The 12100-nt window shown below is 45.0% G+C and carries 11 protein-coding genes; all 11 read right to left on the bottom strand.

Translation table 11 applies throughout. The features are described from left to right. Positions 1 to 11: 11 nt before the first annotated feature. The 11 genes from ACRRNK_RS10065 to ACRRNK_RS10015 all read right to left on the bottom strand — a co-directional run bounded on the left by ACRRNK_RS10065 (position 12) and on the right by ACRRNK_RS10015 (position 12048). Positions 12 to 2093, bottom strand: a complete 2082-nt coding sequence (locus ACRRNK_RS10065) for a hypothetical protein (protein ID WP_433946594.1) — start codon at positions 2091 to 2093, stop codon at positions 12 to 14. After that, positions 2074 to 3867 (bottom strand): ATPase, T2SS/T4P/T4SS family, encoded by a 1794-nt coding sequence (locus tag ACRRNK_RS10060; protein ID WP_433946593.1) that lies wholly within the window; start codon positions 3865 to 3867, stop codon positions 2074 to 2076. Before ACRRNK_RS10060 ends, ACRRNK_RS10065 begins: the two co-directional genes overlap by 20 nt. Then, a complete protein-coding gene (locus tag ACRRNK_RS10055; RefSeq protein WP_433946592.1) occupies positions 3868 to 4695 on the bottom strand; it encodes a hypothetical protein in 828 nt (275 codons plus the stop codon). It abuts the gene before it with no gap. Beyond that, positions 4692 to 5405 (bottom strand): hypothetical protein, encoded by a 714-nt coding sequence (locus tag ACRRNK_RS10050; RefSeq protein ID WP_433946591.1) that lies wholly within the window; start codon positions 5403 to 5405, stop codon positions 4692 to 4694. Before ACRRNK_RS10050 ends, ACRRNK_RS10055 begins: the two co-directional genes overlap by 4 nt. Before the next feature lie 20 nt (positions 5406 to 5425). Next, complete coding sequence (locus ACRRNK_RS10045; RefSeq protein ID WP_433946590.1) at positions 5426 to 6346, bottom strand: SAF domain-containing protein; 921 nt, start codon at positions 6344 to 6346, stop codon at positions 5426 to 5428. Next, positions 6346 to 7863: a protein kinase domain-containing protein gene (locus tag ACRRNK_RS10040; RefSeq protein ID WP_433946589.1), complete on the bottom strand. Its 1518-nt coding sequence runs from the start codon at positions 7861 to 7863 to the stop codon at positions 6346 to 6348. The genes ACRRNK_RS10045 and ACRRNK_RS10040 overlap by 1 nt, the downstream gene beginning before the upstream one ends. A 187-nt stretch (positions 7864 to 8050) precedes the next feature. Further along, complete coding sequence (locus tag ACRRNK_RS10035; RefSeq protein ID WP_433946588.1) at positions 8051 to 9115, bottom strand: SAM-dependent methyltransferase; 1065 nt, start codon at positions 9113 to 9115, stop codon at positions 8051 to 8053. A gap of 51 nt (positions 9116 to 9166) precedes the next feature. After that, positions 9167 to 9517 carry a cyclic-phosphate processing receiver domain-containing protein gene (locus ACRRNK_RS10030; RefSeq protein ID WP_433946587.1) on the bottom strand — a complete coding sequence of 117 codons (351 nt, stop codon included), beginning with the start codon at positions 9515 to 9517 and terminating at the stop codon, positions 9167 to 9169. A gap of 33 nt (positions 9518 to 9550) precedes the next feature. After that, the gene (locus ACRRNK_RS10025; protein WP_433946586.1) at positions 9551 to 10405 is read right to left on the bottom strand and encodes a deoxyribonuclease IV; all 855 of its coding nucleotides are present in this window, start codon (positions 10403 to 10405) and stop codon (positions 9551 to 9553) included. Beyond that, positions 10395 to 11210 (bottom strand): Fpg/Nei family DNA glycosylase, encoded by an 816-nt coding sequence (locus ACRRNK_RS10020; RefSeq protein WP_433946585.1) that lies wholly within the window; start codon positions 11208 to 11210, stop codon positions 10395 to 10397. The genes ACRRNK_RS10025 and ACRRNK_RS10020 overlap by 11 nt, the downstream gene beginning before the upstream one ends. A gap of 28 nt (positions 11211 to 11238) precedes the next feature. Continuing rightward, on the bottom strand, positions 11239 to 12048 hold the full coding sequence (locus ACRRNK_RS10015) for a TIGR01457 family HAD-type hydrolase (protein ID WP_433946854.1): 810 nt from the start codon (positions 12046 to 12048) through the stop codon (positions 11239 to 11241). Positions 12049 to 12100: the final 52 nt, after the last annotated feature.

Genomic DNA, 12100 nt, shown 5'->3' with positions numbered 1-12100 from the left:
CTCCAACAGTATTAGATTTTTTGGATTTGATCGTAATATTGGCTCATCTGTGTGAAGCTCATCCAGATCAGCGGTATAACCAGATACATAAAGATAAGTGCATACATAGGGGTGAAGCCGATCAGCCGGCCAAGGCTGGCCTTGGTCTCCAGCATCTTATCGTAGTCCAGCCGTCTTTGCTCAAACCGAAAAGCCATCTCACTCTCCAGATCATCGAAAGCTTGTGTAATTGGGATCTTCTCCACCGCTAGCAGCAGCTTCTCCACCAATCTGGTGAACTCCGGAAGGGCCACTTCTTCCTTCAATAATTGCAGTGAAGCCTCTGCCCCGTGCTCATAATGTAGCAGGCATCTCTCGATGGGTGTTCTGAAGAGTACAGAGTAAGCGTGCATCCATTCCAGGATTTCCTCCACCGAAATCCGTTCAAGCTCCCGAAGAATTGTAATCATGGTCTGGAACTGGTATACCTCATGCTTCATATCCATCGATCTGACTCGTCTCTGGAAATAGAGAATCCATAGAGGGAAATAATATCCAAGCCCCCCTACTCCCAAAGACAATAAAATTTCCCACCATTTCAAATATTCATTATTCAGCCGGCTCAGTTTATCCATAATCCGATTGACCGTTATTGTAATTTGATCTGTACTAAGGCTTTTGTCTGTATCTGTCGCCACCACTCGTGCTACCTGATCGTAATTTACTGGCGCACCGGAACTGTCAAGCCTATTGATCCACTTGCGATCCCTGGCGCCAATTTCTCCATAATCCTTCGTTTTCTCGGGTGACAACGAGTCGTACATGACGGATTCCCTCGGACTCTCCGATACAATACGAGCCCTTTCACTGGAATGCAGAATGAAGCAAGTACTCAGTGTGATAAGAACAGCTCCGAGAAATAGAACAATTCGCCGAACATACAACCATTCGACTTTTTGCGGATGGTTGGTATCCCGTAGCAGCTCTGTCAACTTCAAATAGGCCTTGGAGTCTGGCCCAGGGATGAATACTTTAAGCAGCTCCCCTATCTTAGGTATTTCATATAATTTCTGTTCCCAGCCTGTACGCTTAGAACCAAATTCTATTGCCCTATTTTCCAGACCGCTTAACTTCTGTAGCAGAACGTAAGCAAGTATGATGATGACATAGATAACGATCTTGGTCAGCATCCCGTACTTCCCTAAATAGTAATCCTCCATTAATGGAAAGCTTCTTCTTGCCCATAGCTCGATCGGTTTAGTGAAAAAGACAGGAAAAAGAGCAATGAAGTGCAGTCCTCTTAATAAATAATCGAGCTTATTGCGACGTAAAATATCCAGATGGATTTCCTGAGTTAGACTGCTGAGAGCTTTTAAATAGACTGAGCCCTCTTTCTTCACCTTGTCCCCATATTCCATAATTAAATAGGAGATTCCCGCAAAAGACTTAAGAAAGCGATTGGGTGAAGTTTCATAATATTTATCGAGTTCCTCGTCGGGGTGTGCGGATACAAGCGCGTCTGCTATAGCGAATCCATGTCTTGCAACTTCTTCATCTGCAATTTCCGCTGAATCATATAAGGCTTCCTCAACGATGCCGTGACGGTGATAGGCATGTCTGACCTCAGTATAGAAATCAACCATGTGAAGGAGCAGCCTCTTCTCCAACCGATTAATATATGAATCCAGAAACAGGCCGTTTAGTATGATCGCTGAAAGAATAAGGGTCAATAAATAAAAGATATCCGGATTTAAGCAGTACAAAAGGGTTATGCTGCATCCAAAGGTCCCTAATATACACATCCCCACTGACATGGTATGTATACGAAGATCAAATTCATTATGAATATTCACACCGGCTATTCTTTTGCGGACCTTAAGTATGTATGTGCGTAATACCGGAATCTTTATACTGTTGTGATAAATGATCAGCATCCATACTTTGAACTGATTATTCCAATTTCGAGAACCAGCTGGCTTAGTAAAAGCAAGATAACCATCATGGCTTCGTTCATTTCTATGTATTATCCTTAATGCGATCATCAGGCTGACGAAGATGACCCCTGACACCATGATGACCAACATCAACCACTGCTTAAGCTCCAACTTGTTCACCCCAATAAGTGTTAACAAAACTCCGGAAGCTCTTGGCATCTTCCTTGGTCATTTGTTCTGTCATCTCTTGTATGCTCCGATCAGATAAAGATCGTGATGCAACATAACGTCCATTTTGATATTCAACAATGTTCCTTCCTTTGTCACTGTTATCATTTACACATTCCGTAATCCGTTCTATATAGCGATTGCCATTTAGATCCGCACGCAAATGAATATTGAAATTAATGACACTCAGAACCTGCCTCTCTGCCATTCTCTCATCCCTGAACATACCGGATTTAAGCAGTGAATTACGCAACGACTGAATAAGGTCATCAAATGTCTTCGCATGATGAGTGAAGATTGTGAACAAGCTGGCCACCTGTGCCATTTGAATCATCCACGTAGCCACTTCGTCTGTAGCCACTTCTCCCAGAATATTTACCGCTCCATCTGTCTTTTTCTGAAGATCGAGTCCCGCTTGGCCGCTAATATATTCAGTCTCCTTAAAGCTGAGTATATTGCGGTTGCTGTACAAACTTCTTAGATGAAGCTCGAAGGACATTTCCTGAACCCGAAGCGTATATGAAGCATAAATATGTTTGACCATGGCCATAAGCAGGGTGGTTTTCCCCGAGCCTTGTGCTCCAGTAATCGCGGTGATCCTGCCTCCCCTCATTAAATACTTAAGGAGCTCAATAGGAAGCTCAGCATTCTCTTCCTTGATTAACTGAGCTAGCACAGCAGACTTGACATCAAATTTTCTTACAAAAAATGCCCAAGACTCGGAGAATGGAGGTCTTACCACGACCACCCTGGAACCATCCTTCATTTCGTTCACCTTATACCCGCTGGATTCAGAGAGTTGTCCAGGGAGATTGTATTTGTATATATTTTGACATACGCGCTTCAGTTCACTCTGACTCCCGAACGATAGAAAAGGAAGGTGAATGGACTTCCCTTTGTAAAAGATCCAAAGACTCTCATAATTCGTAGGAACGTTGATATGACCCGAACGGTGTGCGATCCCGTATTCAAGTGCATCGAAGTCCTGCTTGAGAACTCTCCTGTTATCTTGATCCGGAACCCCGCTCACCCCTCCGCTTACTCCATCTATTCTTTGATCACGAAGTTCATCGGCCACAGAGAATCCTTTATACTGCTGATAAATCCTCTGAACAACAATGTCCAGTTTCTCTTGCAGCAACAGAGGTCTGTTCTCCAGATGAAAGGCATGGTCGATATCCTCTGCAGTGATTTCAAATACCTGTTCCTCGCTATCAAATGAGGTTCTAACCCTATCCAGTTCATATTTCTCAATAAGGGTGCTGATGGCATGCTCTCCATGACTTGACTTGTATAGGTACAGCAGGATATCAAAGCGATCCTGAATAGACAATAAATCAATCTCTTCAAAGGGAATAATCTTATTAATATTTGTAGAATCAATTCCATAAGAGGTTTGAAGAAGGTCCGCAATATACAGCTTCACATACTCTTTATCTGCGAGATCTCCTGAGATGCACCCCTTTAATGCTTTTCGCAGCTCAGCTCTTTGGTTCAAAATTCTACGGTATTCTACCTCTCCATATTTCCAGTCATCGACTCTAGTCCGGCTAAGCTCGTGAAGACTTTGTTTGATGAAATGTATAAGTGCATTCAAAGTGTATCGATCCTCTTGATGACCCTCATCCCCTTGGATACGGCTAGGTACAAAGACTTTGAAAACAACGAACAATATAGCAAATAACCCTATAACTCCAATAGCTAACGCATTCAAACCAGAACCCATTTAAGCGCCCCTTCCTGAGGAAGGCATTTGCTGAATATCCGCCAGCTCCAGTACTTTTTGGCTTAATCGTCTGACAGGCTCGATATACTTTGAACCTGGCACATTTCTCCGAGAAGAAATATAATTGCGCCTGAAAAATTCGATCACTTCACGAGAATTCCAAGCGTCTGCAAATTCCCGATTGTATGGAATCCCGATAATCGGGGCCTTGCAGCTATACTTTCGCTTGATATTGGATATTGAACAGTGCTGGTCTGCATCGTAATGATGCAATACGAGCACATGAGGCTTGTTCGCTAGCAGCGGATTATACTTCGCCTCTTCGAAATAAGTTTCAAGCAGCCTTGTGTTTTGCTTGAGAAGGACCACCATAACTTCCCCGGCTTTCATTGTCATTTCATTAAGGACTCCAGTTCCAGGAGAATCAATTAATACTAGATCATAACGTTCATTAGCAACCTGGAGCAGATGATTGAACTGATACTCTTGATATCTTAAAAGACCAGCTTCACCAAACTCAGGACCAGGAGCCATATCAAGTCTCTCGTGTATAAGCGGCATCGTGTAATCTGAAATATTTTTTTTGTTTAAAATTCCACTGCTAGATAAACGCATTAAGGAGTCCATGCCTTGTTCGTTTGGCCTTGCTATTAAATCTGAAGAGTATCTTTTATCCTCCTTGAATGGCTCGTCGATTCCCGATCTTCTTTTGCCTGTCTGTGTGAGCAGAGTCCTGATTCGGTAGTCCAGACTTGTGATCACAGCGAGTGGTACCGCTATCTGCGATGTTCCAACCTGCCCATAGTCCCAAAAAGCGACTGTAGTCATGCTCTTCTCCTTTCAGCATAACGAAGAGCTTTTCGAGTAATGGGGCTATCCCACTCGGTTAGCTGTTCAATCAGCTCTTTCAGAGCCTTTTTGTAAGATCGGGTTACCCTCTTAAATCCGATTGTCCGCGCATGCTCACTTTCTAATCGAACCGCCACATTCGTCTCATCCCAAGGCATCTCAATGAAATCCTCATGCCACACAATTGGCAGGCTGCTGACAAAGCTGCGAATATAATGCTCACTTAATCGGCTGTCTACACTTTGAACATATACTCTTCTTACTTTCATTCCTTGCAGCTCAGGATATTGTTCAAGCAGCTTTTCGAACTGCTCCTTGCTTTTTTCCAAGGCATACCTCTCAAAGCTAGTCACCCAAACAATGGCATCCGCTTCAGCCCAAATATCCTGCCCACAAAAACCTGGATTCTCCAGATCATACATAATGTAATCATAAGACAGCTCCGATTCTCCATTTCTATCCAGATCATTAAATAACTCAAGTGCGTTCGCGTAACCAGAAGCGATATCAATGCCACAAAATTCAGTTAGCGGCATCTCATCCTCATGCACTCCAATTGAATATTTGTACTTACATTGTTCAGTAGCATCGACAAGCAGAACTCTATGCCCATTTGCCGTTAGTATCTTACTCAGATACAACAATAGTTCCCGCTTATCACTTACTCCAGCAAAAATCCAGTGTTTCACTCTTATCCCCCCACATATAATTAATGTCCGGTTCCTGTGCCCATGTTCGAAGATTCATTAGCTTGAAGCGTCTGACCCGGTTGCTGCGCGGCTTGCAAGTACTCCACTTGCTTGCCCTCAAATTCTGAAGCTGTTTGAGGTGTTAATGCGCCCAAGTCCTTTTCCAGAAGTGCCCTTGATGTTACGCTGAGCCCATGTTCCGCACGCTTCAGAATGTTTGGATCTTTTGAAATCAACTTTAACACCTGATCATTTGCCGGATAAGTTGGGATGGCGGACAGCTGAATCCCAGGCTCAACATAGGTGAGCGCATAAATAGATGCTTTATGTAAGTAGGCGTCAACAACCGCGCTGGATAAGGATAAGATCTCTTGTTCTGTCAAAGTTAATGTTAGCGTGGATGCCTTTAGATCCTTCACTTTCTTCTTCGATAAAATGATATAGTCCTGACCCGTCGGAAACTGAATTCTCACATCTATAACATCCTTTGATCTCAGAACCGCAGGTATCTTTACAAAACTGATCTCACGATTACGAAGATCATTGGTAGCAGCTTCCTCTTCGTAGAGCAGTGAGTCCGTAACCAAGGTATTTGGCTTTAGCGTTATCTTGGTGATCTTACCTTCGATACTGTCCCTAGATCGTATTACATCGCTCGGAACCCGGTCTGCCGGGTACTCCTTTTGCTCAAGATCCGTGATGCTTAATTTTTCACCCGCCTCAATCTGCCGGCCTGCTACCCAGGCTTGAGTCATCTGCTTGGCCCTTTCCTCCTTAAGCCGATTAATTTCCACATCATATTTTTGTTCAAGGGCTTTTTGTGTTTGCTTGTAATGGTTCTGACTCATGATTAAATAGATGATGAACAAAATCACAACGATGCTAGCACCGGACAAAGCGGCATAGATCAAATGTTTGGTTCTTTGCCTTAGTCTCAACATCAAATTCCTCCTCTCCACATTCTCTTAAATCCAAACTTGAATAGCCTTGTTGGCTTATTATTGCTGATAATAGTTCTGCACACGTTCTCCAGCGCTGCGACCGTCTCGTCAGACGGATGAAAAGGATCTGTTTCATGCGGGAATGGAAGCAATCTGGACGTCCCCAGCTTCCTTCGGAGATGTTGAATCACAGGCATAGGAACCGATGGTATGGCATAGATCCATTTACTTCTTGAATATGAAGCTGACAATCGGCAGAAAGATAAGATATCCTGAAATCTCCATTCAGCCCCAGAGCCCACAACTAGCGATATGTCAGCTCGTAGAAATTCTTCAAATGTCTCCTTGCTTCGATCACTCCCCAAATCCAGGATGACCAAGCCCCCCTCGCCGGAGATCATGTCCAGCATTTCCATCCTGGTTGGCCTTCTGCAATAATGAACACCTTCGACTGTGAAGCTTCTCTCCCCTGAAGAGGCCCCAGTTTCTCTTGTTTTAAAAGCTGCGGACTGCAATCTGGAGAAGGCACTCGACTTATCTGTAAGCTCAAGCAGAGTGACATCCTTAAAGTGATTAAGTAAAGAATAGGCTAGCATGATTGCCGTGTGCGTAGTCCCAACCCCTCCCGAGACTCCGATAACCGCGATTACCTTTGTTCTGGTTGATTCTGATTTCTCACTCAGACTCCTATCGGTGGACGATTGTATAAATTCTAATTGGAGTGCCTTTCTAACCTCACTCACTGACGAATAACGGTCTTCAGGCTCGTATTGCAGCAGCTTCTTTATAACTTTCATCAACGCGGTTGTTGTATTCTGCTGCTTATCATCAATCCTGAGCATCTGCTGCACCTCAGGTCTCCATTCACTTAGTTGACCTCCTGTAGCCAAATATAAGAGCAACGCGCCGAGTGAATATAAATCAGTCCTGGCATCCGTCTGCTTACCTCCATACTGTTCAGGTGCGGCAAAGCCAACTGTGCCCAGCTTCACCGTGTCCTCTGGCTGATCAACCTTAAATTGTCTGGCAATGCCAAAATCAATAAAGCGAATGTTACCCGCTTGATCAACCATTAGATTCGTTGGCTTTAAATCCCGGTATACAATAGGCGGATCGTAGGTATGTAGGTAATCCAGTCCTTCGCATACCTGTGCCGCGATGTGCAGAATCAACTCGATTGGAGGCAGGCTGGTTAAATCTGCGATATATTTCTCCAAGGTGACTCCTTCAATAAAGTCCATGACCAAATAGGTGTAGCCTTCTTCATCTGGGGGGAAAAAGTCAACAATATGCGGCAACCGGGTATGATTGAGTCTAATGAGCAATCTGGCTTCTTCTTCTAGCTTGGCATTCTGCCCGGATACGGTAATTGTCTCTTTGATAGCCCACTTCTTATCATGCAGCTTCAAATCTCTTGCACAATAGACATAGCTCATTCCCCCACTGGCTACCCATTTCTCAATCTGATATCGGCCTCCCAGAATGGACCCCGGCGCAAGCTTAGAAGGGAAATACAATAGATCTTCTCCTTTCTTGACCAACACAAAAAAGAGAAAGCACCCAAGCTCCGGTAAGTTAGTCGAGCTAACTTTCCGGATACTTGGGATACTTTCCCTAAGTGGTCACTGTATAATATTGGAATCAGTATAGAACAGAATACGTCTTAAGTAAAGCTTTAAAATCAATAAATATTAGTTAACTATATTAATATTTAATCATATACAATGTAATTTCATCCCGATTATGGAACAGCTGCTTCGCTCTTTGAATCTGCATATTTGCATTTTCAAACGTATCCATCACTTCTCTTATTAACGCGAGCGGCTTCTTACTCAGCAGCTTTACAGTTACAATAGCTGTTCCTCCGGGTACGAGGCTGTACAGCAGCCCAGTAACCAACTTCGCGGTAAGCTTAGGACTCCAGCTCATATCACAGACCAACACATCGAATTGATCTTCCCGAAATTTAACACTATCTGCATTCCTGTTCAGATAAGTCAATCTTTCCGAATCTAACAATGAAGGGTGCATCTTTGCAGGATCCACCGCAGTTACACGAAGGCCCCGCTCCAATAGAAATGAAGTCCATCCACCCGGTGCGGCACCAATATCAAGCGCCTCTTCGAACGAGCTAAACTCAATCCCAAAGACGCGTTCAGCTTCCAGCAGTTTGAATTTGGCTCTTGAGATTTGACTCTCTTCCTTCTGAAATCTTACAGCCCCGCCGTTCCAATCCGATAAATTGTCCTCAGGGGAAGAGATCCCTGCGTACAAGGCTTTATCTGTCGCCAAGACAGAGACAACCAGCTCAGCATCCTTGACTACAAATTGATGCACAAGCTCCTTCAGACCATTTTGAATCGAATCCTTCAGGTCCGTTGAGGTTCCTTCCCAGGAATCCTGACCGGCCTTGCGGGCTTGCACCGTCACCTGAGCTCCCCGAAGCTCCGGCAAATGCTTAAGACAAGCAGTTAATTGAAGCATAGCATTATCTTTGTCTCCATCGATGATGCCGATCTGGTATTGAACAGGGAATATATGTCTAAGAAAGATAGGCGGCTCCATACGAAGCCTCTCGACAGCCTCCTGACTAGATAATTCCAATGTTCCAATGAAGACCTCACCCGGCACGAGAACAGTACTTTTTACAGAACCAAACTTCCTTCTTAACTCCTCTTGAGCATAGGGTGCAAATCCATGATTGGCCGTACATATAAATCGCGATGATACGCCGGGTGCTGTGTTCTCTAATTCGTCTTGACTATTCAAAAGCTCTTAACCTCCAGTAAATTGCATTACGTTTCTTGGGTCGCCAACTGCTTATTTTGTCTTCTTGGCCACCTGATGAGCGATCTCATCCAGGCGGTCAAAAGGTATAGGCCCATTATGGAGAATGACATGGTCAGGTTTGCAAGTGTACAGAGTCTCATACATGCTCATTTTCCCGTGCAGACTAGAAGTATGAAGATATATTTCTCTAGCGAACAAGCCCTCACTGGCCATAACAGCCGCCACCTCACCACCAGTCATACCATCAGGTCCCATATCGTAATCGAGTGAAAGGATGTCAACCTGAGTTGTACGAAGTACTTCAAGACACTCCTGGCCGCTTCGTACCAAGGTGAAGCCCGCCGGACAACGCCGCATATCATCCATATACAAGTGGATCACATTTGTTCTTCCTTTCCCCAGATATGTAATCAGTTAAGCTTCAGACCAACGTCTTACCTGCTCCATATCCCATGTGTATGTACCGTCTTCCCCTGTTTCGCTTTCGAGGATGAAGGCTTTATCTTTAATGTCTTTTGACGCCAGCAGCTTACGGAACCCTGCCTCTCCAATATAGCCTTGGCCTACCCGCTCATGCCGGTCTTTACGGGAGCCGAAAGGATATTTGGAGTCATTCAAATGTATAGTCACTACGTGATCCCAGAAACCAAGCTCTCTTCCCTTGGCTGCAAAGGAGTCATCTTCAGCCCCTCCCCAGACTCCTGCGCCAAAGGCATGGCAGGTATCCAGGCAGAAGCCGATTTGCTCAGGTGCCTCGCACAATTTGCGAATCTGAACCAGTTCTTCCATCGTCATGCCCATGTCACCATGATCCCCAGCCTGGTTCTCTATGAGCAACTTGGCATTGCCTTGCCAGCCCTGTAGAATCTCGTTAATACATTGTATAACATTTTTATATCCCTGTAAGGGGTTTCCAGCCCTGTATGTGCCAAAATGAACAACAACCCCTAGTGACCCGCAAGCCTCTGCAATCTCAAGATCATTGCGAAGTGAATCCACAACTTTACGATAGGCCGCAGGTTCAAGTTCTGAATCAATAGCCAGATTGCTCGGATAGGGAGAGTGGGCGACAGAGACAATTCCCTTGTCGTTGCACCACAGTCTGCATCTCTCCGCATCCCGCGTGTCAAATTGCTTAATTGTCAGGCTGCGAGGATTCTTCGGGAAATACTGGAATGCTCCTGCTTTCATAGCTGAAGCTGCTTGTGCAGCGTGGTAGTACCCTCCGCGAATGCTGAGATGGCCGCCAACCTTCACCTTACTTGTCATGCTGACATTTCGGACAGTAGAAAACCTTTCTACCGCCGATCTCGCTCTTCTCGATTACCCCGTCGCAACGAATACAACCTTCCCCTTCCCGATCATAGACCCGGCAAAGATCATTGAATCCGCCAGTAAGCTCATCCTCACGGGTTAAAGGAAGCTCCATATAGCCCCCATGCTCTGTAGCATGTTGGAATACGGTTCTAGCCGCTTGATAAATCCCAGCAAGATCATCTTCGGATAAATTCTGGATTTTGGCTGAGGGTCTAAGCCCGGCCTCAAATGCAATTTCATCCGCATAACAATTTCCAATCCCCGCAATGACATGCTGGTTCACGAGCGTGCTTTTGAGAGCCCCGCGTCGTCTGCTGAACAACTGGATAAATTTATCCTGATTCATCCTCCGGTCCATCAATTCAGGTCCCAGATCCGACAAGAACTCATCTGTCTCCTTGGCACTATAGAGATGCAAATAACCAAGCCGAAGACCAATAAAATACAAGGTTTGGTCTCCGAAGCTAAGCTCTACCTGCGTACTTCGGTTAGGCTTATCTTCCTCAGTTCCAAGATATAGTAATCCGCCCAGCATTAGATGAAGCAGCAGACGTTGGCCGCTATCAAGATGGAACAGCAGATGCTTACCCCGCCGCTCAATGAATATTACACGGCGTCCGGTAATCTCCTGGATAAATACTTCGGGATCTTTATTAATTGACTTCTCCCTATTAACCACGACCTTGGTGATCGGACGGTCAAGAATAAGCTGGGATAGTAGTATTCGGTAATTGTCCATCTCCGGAAGTTCCGGCATAATTCATCTTCCCTTCGCCTTTCAAATCTCATCTTGTAATCAGCTGTTTGAGTTCATGGAGGTCTGAGCAGATCACATCCGGCTTCACACCTGATCTCGCCAGGAAAGTATCCAAATTGTCCGGTGTCGTAATCCCTGTTAAAGTCAGGATTGTTCCGCACCCGGCATTTATGCCAGCAGAAATATCTGTAAGCATATTATCCCCAATAACTGCTACATCTTGAGGTTGTAATCCAAGTCGATCTGTTGCAAATTTCATCAATATGTCCGAAGGCTTGCCGATGACTACAGGCTCGGCACCGGTAGCTGCTCTGATTGCTGCCGACAGAGTTCCTGCACCGGGAAGCAGACCATCCTGGGAAGGAAGCAGCAGATCCGGATTCGTCAAAATGTACTTAGCACCACCGAGAATCCAGCGGGCAGCCTCAGTCAATTTATCATATGTAAATGAGCGGTCAATGCCTTGAACCACATAATCAGGTTGTTCTTTCGTTAGTTGTAATCCCGCCTGCTCCAGGGCGGTTAGCAGCCCGTTCTCCCCAATTGCAGCTACACGGCTCCCAGGAGCGATCTCCGCAATATAATGCGCGGCCGCAACGGCTGACGTACATACTTGATCAGCATCTGCCGGGATACCCATATTGCTTAAATGTTCAGCCACATCCTCAGGCGTTCTGGATGAATTGTTCGTAACAAATAACAGAGGAATCCCTCTATCGTTAAATTCCCGTATCAGTTCATCAGCTCCGGGAATCATATGTGTCCCATGATACAATGTTCCATCCAAATCTATCAAAAAGGCTTTCCAGGCTTCATTCAAATCAGTTCTCTCCCTCATTTTCTTCCCTTTACTAATCCCATTGTAAAAGAAAGCAGCGGTGCGGGCAAAT

The sequence above is a fragment of the Paenibacillus sp. SN-8-1 genome, from assembly GCF_050995535.1.
Taxonomy (GTDB): Bacteria; Bacillota; Bacilli; order Paenibacillales; family Paenibacillaceae; genus Fontibacillus.
The sequence above is the reverse complement of the archived record's forward strand: the minus strand, read 5'-3'. Positions and strand labels throughout refer to the sequence as shown.

What these genes read in the sequence shown, in the direction of transcription:
- ACRRNK_RS10025 (WP_433946586.1), bottom strand. Translation starts at nt 10,405, where the DNA reads ATGACAAGTAAGGTGAAGGTTGGCGGCCATCTCAGCATTCGCGGAGGG.
- ACRRNK_RS10020 (WP_433946585.1), bottom strand. Translation starts at nt 11,210, where the DNA reads ATGCCGGAACTTCCGGAGATGGACAATTACCGAATACTACTATCCCAG.
- ACRRNK_RS10045 (WP_433946590.1), bottom strand. Translation starts at nt 6,346, where the DNA reads ATGTTGAGACTAAGGCAAAGAACCAAACATTTGATCTATGCCGCTTTG.
- ACRRNK_RS10060 (WP_433946593.1), bottom strand. Translation starts at nt 3,867, where the DNA reads ATGGGTTCTGGTTTGAATGCGTTAGCTATTGGAGTTATAGGGTTATTT.
- ACRRNK_RS10055 (WP_433946592.1), bottom strand. Translation starts at nt 4,695, where the DNA reads ATGACTACAGTCGCTTTTTGGGACTATGGGCAGGTTGGAACATCGCAG.
- ACRRNK_RS10015 (WP_433946854.1), bottom strand. Translation starts at nt 12,048, where the DNA reads ATGAGGGAGAGAACTGATTTGAATGAAGCCTGGAAAGCCTTTTTGATA.